The 23409-nt window shown below is 34.9% G+C and carries 23 protein-coding genes and 2 pseudogenes; 17 read left to right on the top strand and 8 right to left on the bottom strand.

What is annotated here, in order from left to right:
- The first annotated feature begins 477 nt into the window (after positions 1-477).
- The 8 genes and pseudogenes from AC4BC5_RS01855 (at position 478) to AC4BC5_RS01820 (ending at position 6172) form a co-directional block, all read left to right on the top strand.
- Entirely contained in the window at positions 478-1359 is an 882-nt protein-coding gene (locus AC4BC5_RS01855) for a LysR family transcriptional regulator (protein WP_490496486.1), read from the top strand.
- A gap of 98 nt (positions 1360-1457) precedes the next feature.
- Positions 1458-1949, top strand: coding sequence for a flavodoxin (locus AC4BC5_RS01850; RefSeq protein ID WP_490496485.1), 492 nt, complete (start codon positions 1458-1460; stop codon positions 1947-1949).
- 33 nt (positions 1950-1982) lie between these two features.
- Complete coding sequence (locus tag AC4BC5_RS01845) at positions 1983-2396, top strand: cupin domain-containing protein (RefSeq protein ID WP_207940993.1); 414 nt, start codon at positions 1983-1985, stop codon at positions 2394-2396.
- Positions 2397-2412: 16 nt separating this feature from the next.
- Positions 2413-2730, top strand: coding sequence for a carboxymuconolactone decarboxylase family protein (locus AC4BC5_RS01840; protein ID WP_490496484.1), 318 nt, complete (start codon positions 2413-2415; stop codon positions 2728-2730).
- Positions 2720-3919, top strand: coding sequence for an MFS transporter (locus tag AC4BC5_RS01835; protein ID WP_490496483.1), 1200 nt, complete (start codon positions 2720-2722; stop codon positions 3917-3919). Before AC4BC5_RS01840 ends, AC4BC5_RS01835 begins: the two co-directional genes overlap by 11 nt.
- A 17-nt stretch (positions 3920-3936) precedes the next feature.
- Positions 3937-4917, top strand: a complete 981-nt coding sequence (locus AC4BC5_RS01830) for an aldo/keto reductase (protein ID WP_490496482.1) — start codon at positions 3937-3939, stop codon at positions 4915-4917.
- A 76-nt stretch (positions 4918-4993) separates the two neighbouring features.
- Positions 4994-5341 (top strand): MerR family transcriptional regulator, encoded by a 348-nt coding sequence (locus AC4BC5_RS01825; protein WP_490496481.1) that lies wholly within the window; start codon positions 4994-4996, stop codon positions 5339-5341.
- A gap of 51 nt (positions 5342-5392) precedes the next feature.
- Positions 5393-6172: pseudogene (locus tag AC4BC5_RS01820) on the top strand (MurR/RpiR family transcriptional regulator).
- 87 nt (positions 6173-6259) lie between these two features.
- On the opposite strand, the gene AC4BC5_RS01815 reads toward AC4BC5_RS01820, so the two are convergent.
- Positions 6260-7063 carry an MBL fold metallo-hydrolase gene (locus AC4BC5_RS01815; RefSeq protein WP_490496480.1) on the bottom strand — a complete coding sequence of 268 codons (804 nt, stop codon included), beginning with the start codon at positions 7061-7063 and terminating at the stop codon, positions 6260-6262.
- Between the two features lie 164 nt (positions 7064-7227).
- Between AC4BC5_RS01815 and AC4BC5_RS01810 the strand changes: the two are divergent.
- The 5 genes and pseudogenes from AC4BC5_RS01810 to AC4BC5_RS01790 all read left to right on the top strand — a co-directional run.
- Positions 7228-7471, top strand: a pseudogene (locus AC4BC5_RS01810) (PTS sugar transporter subunit IIB); the annotation flags it as partial.
- A 202-nt stretch (positions 7472-7673) separates the two neighbouring features.
- Positions 7674-8114: a MarR family winged helix-turn-helix transcriptional regulator gene (locus tag AC4BC5_RS01805; RefSeq protein ID WP_490496479.1), complete on the top strand. Its 441-nt coding sequence runs from the start codon at positions 7674-7676 to the stop codon at positions 8112-8114.
- Positions 8111-9076: a ring-cleaving dioxygenase gene (locus AC4BC5_RS01800; RefSeq protein WP_490496478.1), complete on the top strand. Its 966-nt coding sequence runs from the start codon at positions 8111-8113 to the stop codon at positions 9074-9076. Before AC4BC5_RS01805 ends, AC4BC5_RS01800 begins: the two co-directional genes overlap by 4 nt.
- A gap of 24 nt (positions 9077-9100) precedes the next feature.
- Entirely contained in the window at positions 9101-9994 is an 894-nt protein-coding gene (locus AC4BC5_RS01795) for a VOC family protein (RefSeq protein WP_490496477.1), read from the top strand.
- A 15-nt stretch (positions 9995-10009) separates the two neighbouring features.
- Positions 10010-10618 (top strand): flavin reductase family protein, encoded by a 609-nt coding sequence (locus tag AC4BC5_RS01790; protein WP_490496476.1) that lies wholly within the window; start codon positions 10010-10012, stop codon positions 10616-10618.
- A 104-nt stretch (positions 10619-10722) separates the two neighbouring features.
- Here the strand turns inward: AC4BC5_RS01790 and AC4BC5_RS01785 are convergent, their stop codons facing one another.
- Positions 10723-11907, bottom strand: coding sequence for an IS110 family RNA-guided transposase (locus AC4BC5_RS01785; RefSeq protein ID WP_490496475.1), 1185 nt, complete (start codon positions 11905-11907; stop codon positions 10723-10725).
- Positions 11908-12221: 314 nt separating this feature from the next.
- On the opposite strand from AC4BC5_RS01785, the gene AC4BC5_RS01780 reads away from it, so the two are divergent.
- Together AC4BC5_RS01780 and AC4BC5_RS01775 are read left to right on the top strand one after the other, a co-directional pair.
- Positions 12222-12809 (top strand): alpha/beta hydrolase, encoded by a 588-nt coding sequence (locus AC4BC5_RS01780; RefSeq protein WP_490496474.1) that lies wholly within the window; start codon positions 12222-12224, stop codon positions 12807-12809.
- A 156-nt stretch (positions 12810-12965) separates the two neighbouring features.
- Complete coding sequence (locus tag AC4BC5_RS01775; protein WP_490496473.1) at positions 12966-14345, top strand: CapA family protein; 1380 nt, start codon at positions 12966-12968, stop codon at positions 14343-14345.
- A 53-nt stretch (positions 14346-14398) separates the two neighbouring features.
- Here the strand turns inward: AC4BC5_RS01775 and AC4BC5_RS01770 are convergent, their stop codons facing one another.
- The 6 genes from AC4BC5_RS01770 to AC4BC5_RS01745 all read right to left on the bottom strand — a co-directional run bounded on the left by AC4BC5_RS01770 (position 14399) and on the right by AC4BC5_RS01745 (position 21208).
- The gene (locus AC4BC5_RS01770; protein ID WP_490496472.1) at positions 14399-15835 is read right to left on the bottom strand and encodes a 6-phospho-beta-glucosidase; all 1437 of its coding nucleotides are present in this window, start codon (positions 15833-15835) and stop codon (positions 14399-14401) included.
- On the bottom strand, positions 15835-17712 hold the full coding sequence (locus tag AC4BC5_RS01765) for a beta-glucoside-specific PTS transporter subunit IIABC (RefSeq protein WP_490496471.1): 1878 nt from the start codon (positions 17710-17712) through the stop codon (positions 15835-15837). Before AC4BC5_RS01765 ends, AC4BC5_RS01770 begins: the two co-directional genes overlap by 1 nt.
- 93 nt (positions 17713-17805) lie before the next feature.
- Positions 17806-18645, bottom strand: a complete 840-nt coding sequence (gene licT / locus AC4BC5_RS01760) for a BglG family transcription antiterminator LicT (protein WP_490496470.1) — start codon at positions 18643-18645, stop codon at positions 17806-17808.
- Between the two features lie 138 nt (positions 18646-18783).
- Entirely contained in the window at positions 18784-19875 is a 1092-nt protein-coding gene (locus AC4BC5_RS01755; RefSeq protein ID WP_490496469.1) for a DNA alkylation repair protein, read from the bottom strand.
- Between the two features lie 11 nt (positions 19876-19886).
- On the bottom strand, positions 19887-20219 hold the full coding sequence (locus AC4BC5_RS01750) for a nuclear transport factor 2 family protein (RefSeq protein ID WP_490496468.1): 333 nt from the start codon (positions 20217-20219) through the stop codon (positions 19887-19889).
- A gap of 71 nt (positions 20220-20290) precedes the next feature.
- A complete protein-coding gene (locus AC4BC5_RS01745; RefSeq protein ID WP_490496467.1) occupies positions 20291-21208 on the bottom strand; it encodes a helix-turn-helix transcriptional regulator in 918 nt (305 codons plus the stop codon).
- A 619-nt stretch (positions 21209-21827) separates the two neighbouring features.
- On the opposite strand from AC4BC5_RS01745, the gene AC4BC5_RS01740 reads away from it, so the two are divergent.
- Together AC4BC5_RS01740 and AC4BC5_RS01735 are read left to right on the top strand one after the other, a co-directional pair.
- Positions 21828-22577, top strand: a complete 750-nt coding sequence (locus tag AC4BC5_RS01740) for an amino acid ABC transporter permease (RefSeq protein ID WP_490496466.1) — start codon at positions 21828-21830, stop codon at positions 22575-22577.
- 13 nt (positions 22578-22590) lie between these two features.
- Positions 22591-23397, top strand: a complete 807-nt coding sequence (locus AC4BC5_RS01735; protein ID WP_490496465.1) for a transporter substrate-binding domain-containing protein — start codon at positions 22591-22593, stop codon at positions 23395-23397.
- Positions 23398-23409: the final 12 nt, after the last annotated feature.

Raw genomic sequence — 23409 nt, 5'->3', positions numbered from 1 at the left:
TTTAGATTTTTAAGAAAAGAGGAATAGTTATTGAAATTTTTTTATCTGTTAAGGAGATATTGTGCATTGACCTAGGGTAGTACTAAAGTGGCAGTTAGAGAAGTCATATAACTTATATATAACGTTTGAAAATAAAAACTCTTGTAGAAACATTAAATTTATCCATTGCGCCATGATTGATGTAGCTAGTTGTTGTTCAGTTGCTGATGAAAATTATTTTACCTGAAATTTTTAATATTGTTGAACTAAACAGGTTACTTTTGAAAAGACTGTTTAAGCTGTTAATCGATGGTCAAAAATAAACGCCAGGCACTGTATGTTTCTTTTACTTTTAATTGCAAATCAAACAATTCTGTATGAAATAATGAGCCACACCTTAAAAGTTAAATTTTTTTATTTAAAAAGAGAACAGCTTGTCTTAAAGCAGACTTTAACATGTATAATAACATTAAGAGAAAAATAAGGAGGCAGCTATCTTTGGAAATTAGAATGTTAAAATACTTCCTAACTGTTGCAGAAGAACAAAATATTACTCAAGCTGCCAAAAAACTGCATATTACACAACCAACCTTAAGTAGACAAATTCGAGAATTTGAAGAGAGTTTACAGCTTGATTTATTTGTACGCCAAAATAAAAAACTATATTTAACTGAACCGGGTATGTTTTTGAAGAAACGAGCAGAAGAAATTTTAGAGTTGAATGAAAAAACCGAACAAGAATTTGCGAATTACCAACAGGCTATTTTAAGTGGTCAAATTTCAATTGGTTGTATAGAAGCGGAAAGTTCTCATTTTTTATCAGAGATGTTAGAAGAAATGATTGCTGATTATCCTCAAGTAACATTCAATATTTTTAGTGGAACGAGTAATGATATTACCGAAAAATTAGATAAGGGTCTGTTAGATGTTGCGTTATTAATTGAACCAGCGCCTATGGATAAATACAATAAATTGATTTTACCAGAGAAAGAAATATGGGGAGTGTTAGTTTCGACAGAACATTTTTTAAGTAACCAACAGAGCATTTCGGCAACAGATCTTCGAGGGATTCCGCTTATTTATTCTAGTCGTAAAGAGGTCAGAGAGATGTTTTGTTCTTGGGGACAATTCGCAGAAGACGACTTAAATATTGTTGGGAAATACAATTTAATTTTTAATGTCATTTCCTTAGTTGAGAATAAAGTGGGAGCTGCCTTAGCGATTAAAGGAGCCGTTGATAATCGAAAAAATAAGACAATTTTCCTACCTTTCACCCCAGCACTTGAAACTAATTGTGTGCTTGTCTGGAAAAAAGATGCCATTCTTAGTTCAACAGTTCTTACGTTTATCAAAAAAATCAAGCATGCTTTAGAGGCATGAAACTAAGCCTAATAGGTATTGGACGTTAGGTAAATAAAGCTGTACCATGAACTTGTAAGCTATTTGAGTTCATGGTACAGCTTTTTTGAGGTGAGAGAATGACAATTATAATCTACTTTTCTAGAAAAGATGAAAATTTCGTTAATGGTCAAATTAAAACGCTAGTGAAGGGAAATGCAAAAATTTTAGCAGAAAAAATTGGAGAAAAGTTGCAGCTCTCGGTAGTTGAAATTAGTCTGAAAGTTCCGTATCCCTGTGATTATTACGAGGTAATGACCATTGTTGAAAAGGAAAAAGTAACGAAGGACAAGCCTATTTTTCATGAACTAGCGATTGACTGGAATCGAGTAGAAATGATTTTTTTAAGATTTCCAAACTGGTTTGGTTCGCTTCCGCAGATAGTTGTTCACTTTTTAGAAACGGTTGATTTGTCAGCTAAAACAATTTATCCATTTTGTACACATGAAGGAAGTGCTTTTGGTTGCAGTTTAATTGAGCTAAAAAAGATCTGTCCAAACTCAAATGTAAAGGTAGGTTTACCAGTTAGAGGTTCAAGAATTGAGAAAGCGGATAATGCTATTTCAAACTGACTTACACAGTATTCGATAACGGAGGAGATATAAATGGCAAAATTTGAAGAAGTCAAAGATGGTGTGATTTTTCCAAGTGGTGATAAAAATGATGCGTTTGCTCAATATTTTGTTGGACAAAGTTATTTGAAAACCCTTGTCGCGGATCCGTCAGTTAATGTCGGTGTAGGAAATGTGACATTTGAACCAGGATGTCGAAACAATTGGCATATTCATCACGATGGTTTCCAAATTCTTTTAGTTACGGGTGGTGAAGGCTGGTATCAAGAAGTAGGAAAAGAAGCTCAATTCTTAAAGCCAGGCGATGTTGTCGTTACACATGATGGGGTAAAGCATTGGCATGGTGCAGCACAAGATAGTTGGTTTGAACATATTGCAATTACTGCTGGCACTCCAGAATGGCTAGAACCAGTTTCTGATGAAATTTATTTAAATTTAAAAAAATAAGAAAGAAGGAAAAATAATGCCAAAACAAACAGCTGGAAGAGATAACTTAGGAGAATTTGCCCCACAATTTGCAGCATTAAATGATGATATCTTATTTGGTGAAGTATGGGATCGGGAAGCACAACTTTCTCCACGTGACCGTAGTTTAATCACTGTTGCAAGTCTGTTAACCCAAGGTGTTCCTCAATTGGAAGCCCATTTAGCTATTGCTAAGCAAAATGGCGTAACAAAAGAAGAAATTGTTGAACTAATCACGCACTTGGCTTTTTATGCGGGTTGGCCGAAAGCTTGGTCAGCATTTAATTTAGCCAAAGAAATTTTTGATGATAAATAAAGCTATCACTAAAGAAAGAAACCTAAACTTTTTTTCAATGAAATTAATTGCCTTGCTATCAGTTGCGCTGGTGGTTAATTCTGCGCCAGCTATTTCAGCAAACATTCCAGCAATTACGCAACATTTTTCTGAAATAAATCCAGTGTATGTTGGATTGCTGACCACGATTCCTTCGTTGTTTTTAGTGGTGGGTGTATTTTTAACCAGTAGTATTGAAAAACAAATTGGTAAAAAGTATACCATTATGACTGGACTACTGATTGTTGGGATTTTTGGCACACTTCCTGCATGGTATCAAGGGAGTTTTGCTGTTTTATTTCTTTCAAGATGTTTGCTGGGCTTAGGAATTGGTTTGTTTAATCGACTGCTCATTCAGATGATTAGTCAGCTATTCCAAAAAGATAATCTCAAAAAGGCAAAAGCTTTAGGTTTAGAAAGTGCCTGTGAAGGCTTAGGCGGCATTTTTATGACAATCGCAGTCGGTCAATTAATCAAAATAAATTGGGAACGCTCTTTTTTGATCTATGGTTTTGCGTTAATTAGTTTATTCGTTGTATTTTTATTTATTCCAAATGGAAACGTAACACAGGATACAGAAGAAGCTGCTATAGAATCTTCTATCCCCAACGAGCGTAAAATAAAATCTATTTTATTAGGAATGGTGTTATTCTGTATTGTTCTGCTGTTTATCAATTATAACTTACAGATTACCTCATTGTTGATTGAGCAAGGAATCGGTGATGCGACTAATGGAAGTAATATGATTGCTGCAATTGCGACAGGCGCTTTTATTGCAGGTAACTTATTTGGGTTAACTTACCATTATTTACAGCGTTGGTTATTGCCTCTTGCAGCCTTTATAGCTGGAGGGAGTATCTTTTTGACTAGTTGGTCAACTTCTGTGAACTTTACGCTTTTTTGTTCATTGCTGTTAGGTTTTGCCTTTCGTAATATTATGCCCTATTTTATACACACGTTTACTACTGGTGGCGAAGCAGTAGTGAAATTTGGTACGACAGTTGTATTAGTAGCGTATAATTTGGGAGCGACACTTGCACCTTACGCTTCGCAAGCTATGTCTTTAATGAGTGGCGATGCTAGCGCAAGAAATCAAATTATGATTACGGGTTTAGCATTAGGCAGTATTGGCTTGATTATCTTGATTTTTAATCAATACATGACTGTTTAAAAGAGGAGGTAATGGAAATGGACTACGTGAAATTAGGAAATACCGGAATGGACGTCTCTCGGATTTGTCTGGGAGCGATGAGTTTTGGGGATCCCCATAATTGGATTCACCAATGGGTTTTAGAAGAAGATGAGAGTCGCCCGATTATTAAACGTGCATTAGATTTAGGTATCAATTTTTTTGACACGGCAAATGTCTATTCTTTAGGGCGTAGTGAAGAAATCTTAGGTAAGGCTCTGAAAGATTATGCCAATCGTGATGAGATTGTTCTAGCTACAAAAGTGCATCAAAAAATGTTTGATGGTCCAAATGGGCAAGGGTTATCTAGAAAAGCAATCATGTCACAAATTGATCAAAGCTTGCAACGACTACAAACAGATTATGTGGACTTGTATATTATTCATCGATGGGATTACGATACACCGATTGAAGAAACGATGGAAGCATTACATGATGTAGTGAAAGCAGGGAAGGCGCGTTATATTGGAGCATCAGCTATGTATGCTTATCAATTTCAGAAAGCCAATCACGTTGCTGAAAAAAATGGTTGGACAAAATTTGTGTCTATGCAAAATCATTTGAATTTAATGTATCGTGAAGAAGAACGTGAAATGATTCCCTATTGTATCGATCAAGGAGTCGCTCTAACGCCATACAGTCCGTTAGCTTCAGGGAGACTCGTCAAACCATTTTCTGAAAGTTCTTTAAGACGAGAAACAGATCCAGCACAACGAGCGAAATACGATGAATCTGCTGAAAAAGATCGAATTATTATCGAGCGCGTAGCAGAAATCGCAGAAAAGCATCATGTCAGCCGTGTAGAGGTAGCATTAGCTTGGCTTTTACAAAAAGAGAATTTAGCGGCGCCAATTATTGGTGCTACCAAACTTAGTCACGTCGAAACAGCAGTCAAGGCCATTGACTTTAAATTAACTGAAGAAGAAGTGACCTATTTGGAAGAAGAGTACATTCCGCATAAAATTGTCGGATTTTCATAAACGCTAAGACTAGTGGGAATTTTTCTACTAGTCTTAATGTACATAGCCCGAAGATACTGATTAGGAGGACAAATAGATGAATATTTCGGAAGTAGCTGCTAGGTATCAATTGACACCAGCAACTTTACGATATTATGAACAACAGGGGTTGATTCCACCTATTGCTCGCACCAAGGCGGGGAATCGAACCTACTCCAACGAAGATGTAAATTGGATTGAATTTATTAAATGCATGCGTGATTCTGGATTATCAATTGAATCATTAGCTGAATATACGAAATTATATCAAAAAGGTGATGAAACCTTAGAAGCACGGCAGGCGATTTTAATTGTGGAATATAAAAAATTACTAGAAAAACAACAGCAAGTAAATGAAACAGTAGTTAAACTAGGAAATAAAATAAAAACTATGAAGCAAAAATAAAAACAGGTAAACATCAAACCGCTAGTTATGCTAATGGGAGCGTTGAATAGTATGTATCTCTTTCAGAAAATTGAAGAGACTGTCTTTAAACAGTATGATGCCCGTCGAACAATCGGAGAATTTCTTTTAGCCAATCGTGAAAAACTATCAGAATATACTATGGAAGACATCGCTAAATTGACGCACACTTCAAAAGCAACATTGGTTCGATTTGCGAAATATTTTAATTATTCTGGGTGGAAGGAATTCATGTACGCTTTTACGCATGAAGTGGCTCATTTTAATGACAATCATTTTGATGTCGACACCAATGTTCCTTTTGATAATGCCGCAGATACCTCGACGATTATTATTTAGGGAAGAAGTCTAAATTCTTATTTTGGAGAGTTATTTAAAAGAAACCTAAATACAATTCATAAGAAAGCTTTTGTAGCAGACGCAGATGAAGCGGGATTAATTTCAAACACGTTGACTAGTAAAGACTGTGCCATTATTATTTCTTATTCGGGCAATAATTCTGACTCGTATCCGATGAAAAATGTAAAAATTCTGCTAAATAATCGTGTGTCAATCATTAGTATAACCAGTGGTGGAGAAAACTATTTACGTGACTATTCTACCATTGTTTTAAATGTATCAAGTAGAGAAAAATTATATTCAAAAATAGCTAATTTTCCTACCGAAGAGTCCATTCAATTTATTTTAACTATTTTATACGCCAAAGTATTTTCTTTGAATTATGATGAAAATATGAAGAGCAAAATAGCTAATTCACGTAGGTTGGAAGTGAAAAGACAAACAACATTTAAAGATATTTCAGAAGATTTCTAACGGTAATTATCAACGACAATAAAACATATCCGAAGTACATAGAAAGCTAAGCAATGTGCAGTCTTCATCTATGTACTTCGGATATGTTTATTTCTTTGTTAATTTAAAAGCTTCGCCAGCAGCAACCAATTGAATACGTTTGGGATTGACAATTCTGTCATATAAATCTTCAGGATTTCCGTTAAAGGCATCAATATGGGGCGCATCAACAGTTCCCCAGTGTGAGAGAATTAAATCCGCATGGGGATATGTATTTGCTAATTTAATGGCATTTTCAAAACCGATATGCCAAGAATTATCATTAAAATCAAAAAGAATGGCGTCGGGTTGTGGCATTTCCAATTGTTCTGGAAGTAACCGAGAATCTCCAGGAATCCACAGTGTTCCATCAGGCGAATCAATCCAAAATCCACAATAATCTTCTATTTTAAAAATACGATCAAATTTATCTGTTTCATTTTGCCACAAATGATTGGCTTTTGTTAAAGTCACCTTTAAGTTATCAATCATAAATTCATCGTAAATAGCATGACCTGTAGCTGCGACTGCTAATTGATTTGTCATTAATTCCGCAACGTAGTTTGGTCCATGGAAGGAAGACGTTTTAGGAGCTAATTTTTTTATGGTCGGCAAACTATAGTGATCGTTATCAGAATGTGTAATTAAAATAGCCTCTAAATAAGGAACATCTGCGGTTTTAATTGGTAAGTCAATTAACAAAGGTAAGTCAAATCCTTCTAAAACAGGGTCTACCATTAGGCAAGTTCCTCTGCTATTCAATAAAATTCCTGAATTTCCTAACCAGTGAATCATTGTATCTTCATTTTTTTGAAACGCTTCTTGCGCAAAAAAAATCGTTTGTGGTGGCAGCGCTTGTTCTTTATCTGTCATTTTATTTCAGCTCCTTTAAATAGATGAACATTGTATTGATTATATCAGTTCAAGCTCACTTTAAGTCAATTGTTTTTGTAAAGATGAAATAAATTTCATAGAAAAGAACAGATTTTAAAATAAAATGAAATCCATTTCAACTTTAATAAAAGGCCTTGGAAGGTATGAGTAAAAAGCATGAACAGTTGGCTAAAGAAATAGTTCAACAACTAGGTAGCAAAAAAATATTCCTGACGCCTACCATTTTCAAACAAGATTACGTTTTAAAGTGGCGGATGAATCGAAGCTAAACTAAACAAAGATAAGCTAGAGGAGTTAGCTGGTGTGATGAAATATATTCATAATGCAGGTGTGCATCAAGTTGTCATTGGTACTCATGTGAAAGATGTATTTGAAGAAGTTGAAAAAATATTGATATTCAAAATTCAATGGAAAATTAATGAAGTTACGTTGCTAATAAATAAAAATCGCCAAAAGAGCATGAATAATATTATAGACATAATTTTTTTATACTATTTTTTCTTCAATAACTATTTTCAAGCATTTCTCTTGAAAACTTACAAAAAGTAAGTTATATTTATCTCGAATTCGAAATAAATGAGGTGGGAAGATGGATCATCAATCAGAAGCGCTAAAAGCTTATATTGGATTATTGCGAACAAGTAGCCAATTGGAACAAATAGCCAAACGAGATGTTGCCTGTTACAACTTAAATATTACGGAGTTTTCAGTTTTGGAATTACTTTTTCATAAAGGTGCTCACACAACACAGGGAATTAAAGAAAAAATTTTAATTGCTAGCAGTAGCACAACATATGTCATTGATCAGTTGGTAAAAAAAGGACTTGTTCAAAGACGAAATAACCCAAAGGATCGTCGCGTTATTTATGTAGAAATTACAACATCGGGTATTGATTTGATGGAAAAAATCTTTCCGTTACATGCAAAGAGAATTGCTGACAGTTTTGCAGAAATTTCATTAGATGAGTTGCACCTATTACAAAAAATACTAAAAAAAATATCGAAGAAAAGAAACGAGGAAGAGTTATGAGAAAAGAAGATCAATTATTAGGAGTACATCATGTTACAGCGATGACAAGTGATGCAGTTAAAAACTATGAATTTTTTACTAAAGTATTAGGGATGCGCCTTGTCAAAAAGTCAGTGAATCAAGATGATATTTATACGTATCATACGTATTTTGCTGATGATTTGGGTTCGCCCGGCACAACTATGACTTTTTTTGACTTTCCTAACAATCCCAAAGGAGTAAAGGGTACAAATGCAATTACACGTACAAGTTTTCGAGTACCAAATGATGCAGCGTTAGAATATTATGCGAAAAGATTTAAAGAATTTAATGTGAAGTATCAAGAAATCACAACTGAATTTGAACAAAAGGTTTTACGTTTTTGGGATTTTGATGAACAAGCTTATCAGCTAATTTCCGATGAAACCAATCATGGAGTAAAAGCTGGAATTCCTTGGAAAAAAGGACCAGTCCCAGAAAAATTTGCGATTTATGGTTTAGGGCCAGTAGAAATTTCTATTGCGTATTTCGAACAATTCAAGGAATTATTTGAAGGCGTGTTAGGTTTTCAAATAATCAAACAAGAAGGAAATCGTTATTTACTTGAAGTCGGTGAAGGTGGGAATGGTGGACAGATTATTTTAGTAGATAATCAAACATCTTCACAATCCCAACAAGGTTATGGTGAAGTGCACCATGTTGCTTTTCGTTTAGCTAATCGCAAGTCATTGGCAGTTTGGCAAGAAATTTTTACCAATCTAGGATTGCCAAATTCGGGGTATGTTGATCGTTATTATTTTGAATCACTTTATGTGCGTATGGGACATATTTTAGTAGAATTGGCAACGGATGAACCGGGATTTATGGGAGATGAGCCTTATGAAACGCTTGGAGAGAAATTATCTTTAGCCCCATTCTTAGAAAAGCGTCGTGCGTATATTGAAAGTGTCATTAAACCTTTTAATACTAAGCGTAGTGAATAGTTTTGCTTTAGAGGAGGAAATAAAATGAAGGCTATTATGAATATCCATCATATTTCAGCAATTGTTGGAGACCCGCAAGAAACCGTTGATTTTTATCGTGATGTTTTAAATTTACGTTTCATCAAACAAACTGTTAATTATGATGATGAACACACATATCATCTCTATTTTAGCAGTCAATCCGTTGACAATGGTAGCATCATTACTTTCTTTAATTGGAAAAATGCTCATCACGGGAGAGTGGGGAGCGGACAAGTGGGAACGATAGCTTTTCGTATACCTAAAGGGACTAGGAACTATTGGCGTGACCGTTTGACTCAATTTGGTGTTCCTATTAAAGAAACTCTGCTATTCAATCAACCAACATTAGAACTATTGGATGTTCACGATTTAGCATTAGCATTGGTTGAAAGTAATGAGTTTTCTGAAACGTCAGAGATTTTAGGTTTTCATGGAGCAATTCTTTTATCAGCAAATCCCAAAGCCACTGCACATACATTGACACAAGATTTAGGTTTAGCAACTGGCGGCAGTTCCGTAAACTATGATTATTTTTACACTAAAGGTGATGCGCATCATCAGATTGGAATTCCTAAACAACCTTTATCTAAAGGTCGTTGGGGAATTGGAACGGTCCATCATATTGCATGGGCTGTTGCTGATGAAAAAGAACAGACTCAATGGCACGAGTATTTATCACAACAGCATTATGGAGTAACTGAAATTAAAAATAGAAAGTACTTTCAAGCAATTTATTTCCAAGAACCTGGGAGTGTTGTGTTTGAATTAGCGACAATAGGTCCTGGATTTACCATAGATGAACCTTTTGAGACACTTGGTCAAAGACTAATGTTGCCTGAACATTTTGAATCTCGTAGAAAAGAAATTAGTGCATCCTTACCCAAATTAAATATCTAAGAGAGGTGTTGTATTTTGTTACAATTTGACCCAAAAAAATTAAGCGAACGTGAAAATTATAAATTATTGATTGGATCAGTTATTCCAAGACCTGTAGCGATTGTGACTACTCTTTCTGAAAATGAACAGCTAAATATTGCACCTTTTAGCTATTTTTCAATTGTCAGTACCCAACCAGCAATCGTATCTATAGCAGTACAAAGAAAAGGAAATCAAATGAAAGATACTGCCCGGAATATTTTAGCTGAAAAATCTGCTGTGATTCATATTTTAGATAGTGATAATGTGAAAGATGCAAATCAAACTGCGACACCATTATTACCTGAAGAGAGCGAATTAACTGTGTCAAGCTTTACTACTACAGCTTCGTCAACGATTGCAGTACCTAGCTTAAACGAGGCGAAAATCCGTTTTGAAACAATACTTTATCAGCATATACCTATTCATCACTTGGAAAAAGTGACCGCAGATTTATTTTTATTAGAAATTAAGCACTATGTAATTGATGAGGCTATTTATCAAGAAGGCAGAATTGACGCTGGAAAATTATCTGCAATTAGTCGTTTGGCAGGTAGCTCATATGCAACGATTGGCGATATTTTTGAGATGGAGCGCCCAACTTAGAAAGACTAACTATATAAAGTCAAGTGAAAACAAACAAAATTTTCTGAATGAAAAATAGCAAATAAGTGCATCACAAATAAACATCAGAAAGACTAATTTTTTTATTACTGACGAATTTCATAAGGTTCATTCTTTGTTAGAATCGCATGAATAATATAGTATAGCTTTCTTGAAACAGCGCCAATCGCTGTAAGATGGTGTTTCCCTTCTGCTCGTTTCTTGTCATAAAAGGCTTTGAAAACTGGATCGCATCTGGAAGCAATAAGTGCCGCTTGAAACAACGCTTTTCTTAAGTAAGGAGACCCGCGTTTACTCATCACGTTGTGAGTGGCTTCATATTCACTAGATTTCGAGACAGAAGCATCGATTCCTGCGTAAGCTACTAGTTTTTTAGGATTGGAAAATTTCTGAATATCACCAATTTCACCCAAAATCGTGGCGCCAAGAACAGGTCCAATGCCAGGGACGGTCTCTATGACCGAATGAAGAGAAGCCATTAATTGTGCAATTTCTTCTTCTGTCCGTTTGATTTGTTCTTCTAAAAAACTAAGTTGATCAATCATGGAACGTAATTGAAAAACGAAGGCATCTTGTGCAAAGCGAACACCAAAAGAATGAGCTGCGACTGTTTTCAGTGCTTCCGCTTTACTTAGTCCAACACGACTTCGACTCGCTAAACGGAGTGTTTCGGCTAATGTTTCGGCAGAAACTTGATTGAATTCATCAGGGGAAGAAAACTCAGATAAGACGGCTTTGGAGGCTTTGCCAAAAATGCCAACTTTTGAAAACACCTTTTCATATTCAGGAAAGACTTGGTCTAAGACGGCAATGATTTTTCGTTTGAAATCGCCCGCTGTACCAACTAAGTATGAGCGATAACGAGTCAATTGACGTAGAGAGAAAATAGTTTCATCCGCTAAAGCTGTTTCGTTGAACGAACCATAGCGAATTAAATCGGCAATTAATACCGAATCAATAATATCGTTTTTTCGTTTACGAATTTCGGTCCCTTTTCTCCAGCCATCGGTTTGAATTGGATTGATGACATGAACAAGAAACTGTTGTTCGTCAAGAAATGAGAAGAGAGCTAACCAATAGTGGCCAGTGGCTTCCATTCCAACTAAGAAGTCATTTGTGGAATCAGAGAAAGAAGTGAGGCGTTCTAAAAGAGCGTGAGCACCGTCTAAAGAATTCGCAAAAGAAAAACCTTTAAGTAGGACTTTTCCTTCTGCATTCATGAGAGAAGCGACGTGAGATCGTTTGCCAATATCAATACCTAGATACAACATAAGCACACCTTCTTTACAAAATTTGGATTGATTGCCACTCAACTGAAAAGCGTCACTACCTTGTTCTAGATACGGAGTAAGGCATTTACCTTCAACATCTAACTCATTCGTAAACAGCTTAACAGAGAGAGGGATTAGTCTTTCGATTACGAGTTTTAAAACTCAAGGAGAAAACAATCTACCTCTCAATCCATTAAGTATATTTTCTCAAATAATTGAGTAAATACCAAATAAAAATAACAAAAGGTTCCTAAGGTTCTCCTCTAAAAATCGGAAAATTAAAACCTTAAATATAATATACAAGGAGAAAAACAATGCAACATATTTTTAAACAAGGAACACAAGAACCAGTATTTGTTTTATTACATGGTACTGGTGGCGATGAAAATTCTCTGCTTGAAGTTGGAGAAATGATAAATGAGAAAGCCTCTATTTTAAGCATTCGTGGAAATATTTTGGAGGGTGGCATGCCTCGTTTTTTTCGAAGAATAACAGAAGGTGTTTATGATGAAGCAGACCTAACTTTACGTGGAAATGAGTTGAGTGCGTTTATTAAAGAAGCTGCAACAAACAATCATTTTGATTTAAAACAAGTTATTTTAATAGGTTATTCTAACGGTGCCAATATTGCTATACAGCTATTACTTCATGAACCCGAAATTTATCAAAAAGCTATTTTATTTCATCCGATGTTTCCAGTTGATAATTTACCGATTCATTCATTAGAGAAGACACAAGTTTTTACAACTTTAGGCAAACAAGATGCTATTGTTTCGATATCAGATAGTTTGCATGTGATTAAAATATTAGAAGAACGACATGCTGTGGTTACGAAATTATGGACAATGAATCATCAATTAACGCATCAAGAAGTTCTAGCAGCTAAACAGTGGTTGGCATAAGCCATGTTTAAATAAAGAAGAAGTGTTCAATAGCTTATTGGATGCTTTTTTTGTATGGAAGTTTATTTAGAACAGAAAATATCTAAACAATCAGAAAACGTTTTCTGTTACAATGTACTACATAGAGAGAAGTTTAAACGAAGATGAGGTGTAAGCATGAATAGGACATCACGAAGACAGCAGAAAATTATCACAGTTATTGGGTTGCTAATAGCATTAGCTCTATCCTGTATAGTGACTACTGTTATGGTTGTCAGACACACAAAGCAAACAGAAGCAACGAATATCACTCAAAAAGCGGAGGCTGTTAAAAAGAAAAAAGCAAAAGAAATGCCCCCTTTGACTGAACCACTATTAGGGTTAAGTGAGAAAGAAAAGGGAGATGCGACGCCAGGCAAAGAAGGAGAATTTGTATTACGTTCAGTGGGAGATTTATTAATTCATGAGACGGTTTCTTATATGGCTGATATTAGTAATCCTTTATACCAATCAGCAATGGAGTCATTGCAAGCTGAGGGCGTTGCTGTCGATGATTTAGCTACTGGAAATGAAAGAACATCAAGTAAGACAGAACAAACTCAATATGATTTTTCACCTATGTTTGCACAAATCGCTCCATTTACTCAATATGCGGATGCAACAATTGCTAATTTAGAAGTGATTACAGCTTATCCAGAATTACCTATTTCGGGCTATCCTCAATTTAATGCCCCTAGTTCACTGTTAAACAATGTAAAAAATATTGGTGTGGATATTGTTAGCAATGGTACTAACCACACATTAGATTGGTTCAGTGAAGGAGCCCTAACCTCAATTGATCACATTCGTGAAGCAGGTTTGATGTACGTAGGAAGTTATCGAAGTGAAAAGGATCAACAGACACCTCGGATTATTGATGAGAATGGGATTAAGCTTGGTTTTCTAACGTATTCTTATGGCACCAATGGCATTCCAACAGATCCTGGTAAAGAATATACAATTAGTCTAGTAGATGTTGAAAAAATGGTGGATGATGTAACAAAATTAAAAGACCAAGTGGATGCTGTTGTGGTTACACTCCAATTAGGGCAAGAATATGAAACATTACCTGATGATAATCAACGCTTTGTTTTTGAAATGTTAAGTGAAGCAGGCGTGAAGTTAATATTAGGTGGTCATCCACACGTTTTACAACCGATGGATTGGTACAATGGAAAAGAGACCTTTGCCATTTATTCTCAAGCTAGTTTCTTAACAGGGCAAGTTAATATTGATAACAAACAAGGTGGGATTACTGAGGTCACTTTTAAACGCCAAGAAGATGGGGAAGTTGTTGTGACGAATCCTAAATTTATGCCTGTATTTATTCTTGGTACTGAAAATGAAAAAATGTATGAAGTTGTTCCTTATGCGGACTACGCGAAATACGAGATTCCCCAAGGACAAGAATGGTGGGTCACGATTGAGGAACGCATGAAAACGTACACTGACGAATTCGACTATGTGACCCATTTAGAGACCGCACGAACAAAAGAAGCTCAAGATAAGCATCGTTAATAATAATAAAAGACCTTTTGGATCTATAAAATGAATCCAAGAGGTCTTTTAGATTATTCTAAATTAGCACCATTTGAAGCAATGATGTCTTTATACCAGTAATATGATTTTTTAGGATAACGGTTTAGAGTCCCTTGTCCAGTATCATCTTTATCTACATAAACATACCCATAGCGTTTACTCATTTCGCCAGTAGAAGCACTGATTAAGTCAATGCACCCCCAAGAAGTATAACCAATTAAATCTACACCATCGATTAAAATTGCGTCACGCATTGCTTTCATGTGTTTATTTAGATAATCAATGCGATAATCATCTTCTACGGTATCATTAATCAGTTCGTCTTTTGCTCCTAAACCATTTTCCACAACAAATAAAGGTTTTTCATAACGTTCATATAAGGCATTTAAGGTTATTCGTAGCCCCTTTGGATCAATTTGCCATCCCCATTCACTGACTTCTAAGTGTTCGTTTCGAAGAGAATGAATGACATTGCCCGCAGTTACTTCACCTACTGATGTGTCAGCGCTCGTTAGGCGAGAAGAATAGTAGCTAAAAGAAATAAAGTCTACAGGATATTTTTGAAGAATTTCTTCATCGGCAGGTTCCATTTGTAATTGAATTCCAAATTGTTCTAATTTTTTCTTAGCATAATTTGGGTAGTGACCACGTACTTGAATATCACTAAAGAAAAAGATATTGCGATTTTTATCCATAGCATCAAAAATATCATCGGGATGACTAGAATAAGGATAATATTGTCCAGCGGCTAGCATACAACCTACTTGATTATTTTCATCAATTTCATGAGCTAATTTAGTCGCCAGAGCAGATGCAACAAGTTCGTTATGTGCGACTTGATATTTCACCGCTTCTTCATTTTCACCTTCTTGGAAAACAATTCCTGCACCCATGAAAGGCAAATGGAAAAGCATATTAATTTCATTGAAAGTAATCCAATATTTTACTTTTCCTTTAAAACGTTTAAATAAAGTTTCACTATAGTGTAAATAAGCATCGATGACTTTTCGACTTCTCCATGAACCATAAGTTTCTACTAAATATAGTGGTATATCAAAATGACAAATAGTAACAACTGGTTCAATATTGTTGGCAACTAGTTTATCAATGACTTTTTCATAGAAAACTAGGCCAGTCTCGTTCGGTTCTTTTTCAATACCAGTAGGGAAAATACGACTCCAAGAAATAGAAAAACGGTAGGATTTAAATCCCATCTCAATCATATGATTAATATCTTCTTCCCAGTGATTATAAAAATCGACAGCTTCTCTACCTGGATAGATGGTTTCTTTCTCTAAATCTTTGTAATCTAGATGACCAAGCATGACTGCTCTTCGATTTTTCCCAGCAGGTAAGACGTCAACAATCGCTTTACCTTTTCCATCTTGGCTATAACCACCTTCGTATTGATTTGCAGCCGTAGCTCCGCCCCATAAAAAGCCTTCTGGAAATTCTAGATTTTTTGTCATTATTTTTCTACCTCCACTAATAAATCACCACTTATAACTTGTGTTTTATTTAATATATTCAGTTTAGAAAACTCAGTATAGTTCGTAAAAATGATAGGGGTAGTTGTTTCAAGACCTTCCGCTTTAATTACATTTAAATCTGCTTGAACTAAGGGAGTTCCAACTTGCACACGATCCCCATTTTTTACAAATGTTTCAAAAGGTTTTCCTGCTAATTTAACAGTATCTAAACCAATATGAATCAATATTTCCAAACCTTCGTCTGAACGTAAACCAATCGCATGTTTTGTTTCAAAAACCATTTCGACAGTTCCATTGATTGGTGAGACGAATGTTCCATTAGAAGGGATAATAGCTATTCCTTTTCCCATTGCCTCACTTGCAAAAGCAGCATCACTTACTTTTGATAGGGCTATTTCTTGACCATCTACTGGTGAAAAGAATGAAATCACCTCTGAATCTTTTGCACTGTCAGCAGTGGGCTCTAGTGTATCTAATTCAACAGTTTCTGCTGGTTTTTCTTTATATAAGATATAGGAAACAACAAATGCAACACCAAAAGCAATAGCAGCACCAATACATGCATAGATTAAATTGCTAAAACCATCTTCGCCAATATAAACAGGTAAGGTCATTAAACCTGGAGATCCAGAAGCAAAACGTTTTACTCCCATAAATCCAATGAAGAGTCCACCAACACCACCACCAATCATGGCAGCGTATAAAGGCGTTTTAAAACGCATATTGATACCAAATAAGGCGGGTTCAGTGATTCCACAGACACCGGTAATTCCTGAAGAAATACCTAATTCCTTTACGACAGGATCTTTTGACTTCAAACCAACTGCTAGTGCAGCACCACCTTGAGCAATATTTGAAGCCAAATTTCCTGGTCCAATCATGGCATCATAACCAACTGACATAATATTGTTGGCGCCAATGGGGATAATTCCATAGTGTGTTCCTGTTAATACTAATAGTGGGAAGAAGGCGCCAATAATCATAGGAACTAACCAACCTACATGTGTGTCCAAGAATAAGATACCTTCAGCAATTCCATTACCAATATGGAAACCAATCGGACCCAATACAACTAATGAGATAACTCCTGTTACTAAAATAGCGATTAAAGGAACAGTAAAGAATTTAATCATTTTTGGAGAATATTTATCAGCAAATTTTTCCATGTAAGACATAAACCAAACTGCTAAAATAATTGGTACTACGGATGATCCGTATGTTGCATTATAAATAGGTAGGAATCCTAATTTGATTGCTTCACCTGATTCTTTGGCAGTATTAACCATCATTACAAAATTTGGATGAAGTAAGATTCCACCGACCATCATAGCTAGATATGGATTACAATTGAATTTTTTAGCAGCTGAGTTTGCTAACAGAATAGGTAAGAAATAAAAGCCTGCATCTGCCATAAAATTGATAATTTGATATGTTTGTGAAGTATTATCTACCCATTTGAATGCGACCACTAAAGCTAAAACTGCTTTTATCATTCCGGCTGCTGTAATGGCTGGTAAAATAGGCGTGAAAATACTAGAAATTGTCTCTAAGAAACGAGTTCCAATATTTTTCTTCTGTCCTTCAACTTTTTCATTGGTTGAATTAGTTTCAGCTGTTAGATGTTTATTTATTTCATTATAGACATGACGAACTTCGCTCCCAATAATTACTTGGTATTGACCACCACCTATTGTTACGCCCATTACACCTGGTGTCTTTTCTAATATATTTTTATTTGCTTTGCTATCGTCTTTTAAATTGAAGCGTAAGCGAGTGGCACAATGCGTTAGACTATTGACATTGTTTGTTCCTCCAATGCCATCAATGACTTTCTCTGCTATTTCTTGATAGTTCACTTTTATTCCTCCTAATATTTTAAATAAATAAAAAGACCTAAACATCCCTATAAGAGATATTTAGGTCTAGCCCATAATATAATGGTAACAATCCTAATCGGTAGTTATTATTCGTTTAATATGAATTGTTAAATAAATCAATTCATCTTCTTCTAACTCACGGTTAAACACACTCTGAACATAATTGCTTATTTTGAGAGCACAGGCGTATTCATTAGTATATTGATCTTTAATTTTTAGCATAAGTTGTACTGTCTCTAAATCATTCAAACGAGTATCACTAAATAAACGTTGGATGAAAAATTTCAAATGGGTCACAAAGCGTTCGTAATTTAAAGAATATTCATCAATTTCGATTTTGAAATGATACTTAACGATATTAAGAATATTTTGAATAATTTCAGCCATTTCACTCACTTGGCTAACTTCTTTCATATCTAAATTTGCATTTACAATATGAAGAGCAATAAATCCAGCTTCATCTTCTGGTAAATCAACATTTAAACGATTCCGGATGATATTGAGTGCTTCTTTCCCGATTAAAAATTCATGGTTATAAAATCGTTTGATTTCCCATAAAAGAGCATTTTTTAACATGATGCCTTCTTTTTTCCGTTCAATTGCATAATGGATATGATCAGTTAAAGTCAAAAATAAATTATCACTGAGTTTCTTACCTAAAGAAACTCTTGCAAAGCTAATAATTTCGTTAGCGACTTGAATATGTTCAAGAGGAATATCTAATAACATTTGTGTCAGTTTATTAACATTCCATTCTTTGGTAATAACATAAGTTTTTTCTATTAAACTTTCATCAATCGTATCGCCAACACTTCTTTTGAATCCTAAGCCTTTTCCCATAACAATTATTTCATTATGTGCGTTGTTCAATGAAACGACAATGTTATTATTAATTATTTTTTTAATAACCATAATGAAGAGGCTCCTATGTTTCAATATATTGAAATAAATTAGAGTATAGCCCACAAAAATTAAAGCGGTAACAATCTCACCGGTATTCTATCATATAAAGTTTGAAAGTGTCAATGATGGAATGATTTTAGGATAACCTCATTGCAATTCAATCTCAGTCCTTGCAACTTCAAGACCATTCACTAAAAGAACAATCGAATGTTTTCCTGGATAATGACGACGAGTGGTCAAATTTGCCCATTTGTGCGTCCGAATTCCTACGAAAGTGTTTTCGCTAATAATAGTTTTATCGGATAAAAGGAATTTTTTACGACTTGTTTTACCGTTTGCTTTGACAAAATCGATTCCATATTCAAGACGGATTTGTGTTGCTTGTTCTGCTTGAATACGTACGGTATATTGAATGTCACAATTGTCCCCAATCGATAGCTTTTTTATTGTCGTTGAAATGTTGGCACTACTAATGGCTCCTTCATTTACTGTGTAGCCAAATAATTGCATTGCTTTTGGATGTGTTTCTTTGATTAATGTGCGACAAGCATGACGAATAATCCAATCAGTATTTTCACTGCTACCTAACCAGTCAGCTGCAAGTTGTAAGACGATTGCTGGATGATCTTTTGAAATATCATTTAGATTATTAGCAACACTTTTACGTACATACAGTGATGGGTCATCTTTGAGTAATTCTAAAAGCATAAGCACTGGTTCAGGATTATCTTTGAACATCGGTAAGGCTTCTGCCCAAGGTAATCTTGGACGACAACCTTCACTTGCTAATCGACGAATATGTTCATTTGTATGGGTGGCCCAGTCCGTTAGCTGTGCCATCGCTCGTTTGGAGTCACGTAATAAAAATGGTCGAATAGCAAACTCTGAAGACGAAGACGAGGTGAATGTTTCAAGCGCACGCATCGAAAGTTCCCAATCGGCTTTATCTTGCCCATAGATTGTGACAAAGTCTGGAAAGAAAAGATAGGCAAAACCATGACAAGTATCTGTCAGTTTAAATAATATCTCTAAAGCTTGTTCATATATGGGTGGGAGGAAGCGGCCTAGCTGTGTGGCAATATGTTTTGCACGGGCCCTTACAGATAAATCGTTCCAAGTATTATCCAATACGGCATCAATGAATTCATCGCTTTTAAAATCGGGGTAGACATGTGCAACCTTATTTCCGAAACTTAGTAAAAAATTTGTAGAATAAATATCTTTTAATCTTTCAGCCATAGTTGTCACTCCTAATTAGTTGATGGAACAATGGTTAATTTACTGATTTTATTGTCTTGCAAAGAAAAGTAGTAGTCTAAATTAAGTGGACTACCATCAAAATTTCCCGATATAGTTGCCGTCACAACGATTTGTTTATCTTGATTCGCAAAAGAGAGGATCTTTGTTTGAACGTATAACTTATTGCTAGCTTCAACGATATGCTTTTCGATGGCATTAGGTCCCTGATAGGTCTTTCCTTCATCGAAAAGCAGCGCATCTTCGGTAAAACATGTAAAAAGCAAACGATTATCAAACGTATTGGATGCTTGAAAATAGGTAGTGATTATTGAGGGTAAATTCATTAGGGTTCCTCCTAGTTTTGTATTTTTATATCTATTGAAGAGTATAGCAATAATAACTAGACAACTGTCTGTCAAGTTATAGTAGAATTTTTATAACGTTTAATCATTTCTTTTAATTTATTTTCCATTTGGTTACGTAATTTTTGAGGAGCAAGGACTTCAAGCGTACTGCCAAAAGAAAAGAGATGTTGAATAGTCCATTCAGATTCTGGTAAACGAGTACAAACAGTAAAAGAATCATCGGGATTTTGTGTGATTTCTTGTTCTTTGAATTCATCAAAAACACGATAGCGACCTTCTGGCATAATTTTTAATTGAACCGTCAGCCAGTTCTGATCAACGACAGCTTTTGTATCAAAGGAGACTTGCTTTTGAGGGAGTGGGAAAACTTCTTTTGTCACTATAATAGTGGATATACGTGAGAGTTTAAAGGTTCGATAATCATTTTTAGTCCGACAAAATGCTTGAAGATACCAGGCGTTTACTTTAAAAATAAGTTTTAACGGTTCAATCTTTCGAATACTTTTCTCACCAGAATTATTAAAATAAGTTAGTTGAATGACATGGCGGTCTAAAATCGCATTTTTTATTGTAGTGAATTCATTTTTGTTACTCAAATTACTTCCCCAAGATGATAAGTCGACTTCAATCCAATTGGTATTACTTTTATTAAATAGCCTACTTACTTTGGAGAGAAGCTTATCAGTTTCGCTATGCTGTGTAATAGCTAGACTTTGTAAAGCAAATAAAATTTCATTTTGTTCTTGTTCCGAAAGTAAAGATTTATTTAATACATAGTTATCTAATAAAAAAATACCGCCACCTTTACCTTGCTTGGTATAAATAGGAATTCCTGCAGTAGAAAGTACCTCAATATCACGATAGATGGTTCGAAGAGAGACTTCAAACTCTGCCGCCAATTCTTTTGCTGTGGTTGTTTCTTTATTTAAAAGTAGATAGACAATTTGAAAGAGTCGATTTATTTGCATTTGTATCACCTCAGAAAGTTTATAGATAACTTGACATTAATATAGAAGAGAAGCACTTGCAAATTTTTTCTCTAGGAAGAAATTTAAAATTGCTTGTATCTAGTTGGATGAGTGAGGAGCGAAGAAGAATTTAGAAGAACAAAGACAAAAATTATGGGTGGTATGAAATAGAGTCGCTTGACACTCTAACCAGTCGAAGGGGCGTCTGTACCTCAAATCATGTGATAGACATCCCTGGATGTAGTAGTGGTTGTTATACCAAAAGTAACAATTAGAAAGAATGTTTGGATTGCTGCTTAATTTTAATCAATGTCTAGCATGCAACGATTTGCGAAAATTACGTATAATAAAAAAATAATTTGATTATATTTAAATAATAAACGAATAATTGGCAAATGTTTAACGAAAAAATGGTCGATTATTCGTTTATTATTTATTTTGCTCTAATTTATAAAATAAGTATGAATCCGTTTTATTTTTTAGATTATTTGGTAAAATCTGTCATTTACGAAATGGTTAAAGGAAAAGATCATGAGCTATTGTTATTTAGTCAATAGCTCTGTATTGTATTCTTATGTTCAGAATATTCAGATAAATATGAACAAAAGGAGGAAAAAACATGACGAGCTTTTTTAGTTGGAACTTGGTAGTCGAATATTTCCCAAATATTCTCAGTGCACTACCAGTCACGCTAATGATTGTGGGAATTGCGACATTAGTAGGATTGCTTTTTGGAGGTATCATTGCGTTTTTACGTATTGAAAATATTCCAGTTTTTAGTCAAATAGGCGCAATCTTTGTTTCGTTTATTCGAGGCACGCCGATTCTTGTTCAGCTGTATGTTGTTTATTACGGTGTACCAATGTTGCTGCAACTCATTCAAATTGATGTGAGTTCTTGGAATAAAATTATTTTTATTTATATTACGTACGGATTAAATACAGCAGCTTTTCAATCTGAAACAATTCGAGCCGCAATTTTAAGTGTACCAGCCACACAAAAAGAGGCAAGCATTGCTTGTGGACTTACTAAATATCAAATGTATACACGAGTCATTTTTCCTCAAGTCGTTCGAGTAGCTTTGCCTGCGTTTGGTACGACAACAATTGCTTTATTACAAGATACTTCACTCGCATTTACAATTGGTGTAATAGATGTAGTCGGAAAAGCTCGGGCAATTGGTGCTGTTACTTTCCACACATTAGAAGGGTACGTGGGGGCCGCAATTATTTTTATTGCACTAAGTATGATTCTAGAACGTGTCTTTGCTTTATTGGAACGTAATATGAGCTTTGAACAAAAGAAGATAATAAAGATTCAGTTACCAAAATTACTTTTATTTAAACGAAAAAAAACGGAATTGATTTAAGGGAGGAAAAAAGATGAAAAAATCAAAATGGGTCACTAGTGGAACTGTAGTAGCAACACTTTTTATATTAGGAGCATGTGGCAATAATTCAGCCACAAGTGAAGAAAAAGGAACGGAAATTAAAGTTGGAACAGGTAATGATGCACTCCCTTTTGCCTATTTAAATGAAAATGGTGAATTAGACGGTTATGATGTGGCTATTTTAAAAGCAGTTGATGAAAAATTACCTGATTATACGTTTGTCTTGGAAGGTGCCGATTTTCCAACAACTTTATCTAATTTAGAAAGTAAAAAAGTTGATATTGCTGCTTATGAATACGAAGTCAATGACGAACGAAAAGAAAAATTTATCTATGGAGATGTAGGTTACTCTGTATGGGACACATATATTATTTTTGATCCAGAAAATGGACCGGTCTATAACACATTCGATGATTTATCAGGTAAGAAAGTTTATGTAACCACAGCAACTAACCAAGCAGTAATGGCAGAAAATTATTTATCGGAACATCCCGACGCATTTGAATTGGTCTATGGTGAGTACAATAACGAACAAATTGTTCAAGCATTAACTTCAGGAGCAGTTGATGCAACTCTAAGTCCACAGTATCAATTAGATAATTGGAATACCTCATTTAATACTTCTCTAGAAAGAGGAAGTGAACCAGTGCATAATTCAAATGCTTTTCTACTTTTCAATAAGAAAACGGATGAAAAATTAATCGATGCTGTAAATACAGGATTACAGGAATTGATTGATGACGGAACTATGAAAGAACTTTCTGAACAATATCTAAAAGGAGATTATGTTCCTAAATAAGCGAGGTGAGGA

This window comes from Enterococcus sp. AMC2644 (genome assembly GCF_058216475.1).
Note: the sequence above shows the minus strand (reverse complement) of the source record. Positions and strands in the feature narration are given on the sequence as shown.

Bases quoted from the DNA above. Each gene is read 5' to 3' on its own strand.
- AC4BC5_RS01850 (WP_490496485.1), top strand. From the start codon at position 1,458: ATGACAATTATAATCTACTTTTCTAGAAAAGATGAAAATTTCGTTAAT.
- AC4BC5_RS01845 (WP_207940993.1), top strand. From the start codon at position 1,983: ATGGCAAAATTTGAAGAAGTCAAAGATGGTGTGATTTTTCCAAGTGGT.
- AC4BC5_RS01840 (WP_490496484.1), top strand. From the start codon at position 2,413: ATGCCAAAACAAACAGCTGGAAGAGATAACTTAGGAGAATTTGCCCCA.
- AC4BC5_RS01835 (WP_490496483.1), top strand. From the start codon at position 2,720: ATGATAAATAAAGCTATCACTAAAGAAAGAAACCTAAACTTTTTTTCA.
- AC4BC5_RS01830 (WP_490496482.1), top strand. From the start codon at position 3,937: ATGGACTACGTGAAATTAGGAAATACCGGAATGGACGTCTCTCGGATT.
- AC4BC5_RS01825 (WP_490496481.1), top strand. From the start codon at position 4,994: ATGAATATTTCGGAAGTAGCTGCTAGGTATCAATTGACACCAGCAACT.
- AC4BC5_RS01815 (WP_490496480.1), bottom strand. From the start codon at position 7,063: ATGACAGATAAAGAACAAGCGCTGCCACCACAAACGATTTTTTTTGCG.
- AC4BC5_RS01805 (WP_490496479.1), top strand. From the start codon at position 7,674: ATGGATCATCAATCAGAAGCGCTAAAAGCTTATATTGGATTATTGCGA.
- AC4BC5_RS01800 (WP_490496478.1), top strand. From the start codon at position 8,111: ATGAGAAAAGAAGATCAATTATTAGGAGTACATCATGTTACAGCGATG.
- AC4BC5_RS01795 (WP_490496477.1), top strand. From the start codon at position 9,101: ATGAAGGCTATTATGAATATCCATCATATTTCAGCAATTGTTGGAGAC.
- AC4BC5_RS01785 (WP_490496475.1), bottom strand. From the start codon at position 11,907: ATGTTGTATCTAGGTATTGATATTGGCAAACGATCTCACGTCGCTTCT.
- AC4BC5_RS01780 (WP_490496474.1), top strand. From the start codon at position 12,222: ATGCAACATATTTTTAAACAAGGAACACAAGAACCAGTATTTGTTTTA.
- AC4BC5_RS01775 (WP_490496473.1), top strand. From the start codon at position 12,966: ATGAATAGGACATCACGAAGACAGCAGAAAATTATCACAGTTATTGGG.
- AC4BC5_RS01770 (WP_490496472.1), bottom strand. From the start codon at position 15,835: ATGACAAAAAATCTAGAATTTCCAGAAGGCTTTTTATGGGGCGGAGCT.
- licT (WP_490496470.1), bottom strand. From the start codon at position 18,645: ATGGTTATTAAAAAAATAATTAATAATAACATTGTCGTTTCATTGAAC.
- AC4BC5_RS01755 (WP_490496469.1), bottom strand. From the start codon at position 19,875: ATGGCTGAAAGATTAAAAGATATTTATTCTACAAATTTTTTACTAAGT.
- AC4BC5_RS01750 (WP_490496468.1), bottom strand. From the start codon at position 20,219: ATGAATTTACCCTCAATAATCACTACCTATTTTCAAGCATCCAATACG.
- AC4BC5_RS01745 (WP_490496467.1), bottom strand. From the start codon at position 21,208: ATGCAAATAAATCGACTCTTTCAAATTGTCTATCTACTTTTAAATAAA.
- AC4BC5_RS01740 (WP_490496466.1), top strand. From the start codon at position 21,828: ATGACGAGCTTTTTTAGTTGGAACTTGGTAGTCGAATATTTCCCAAAT.
- AC4BC5_RS01735 (WP_490496465.1), top strand. From the start codon at position 22,591: ATGAAAAAATCAAAATGGGTCACTAGTGGAACTGTAGTAGCAACACTT.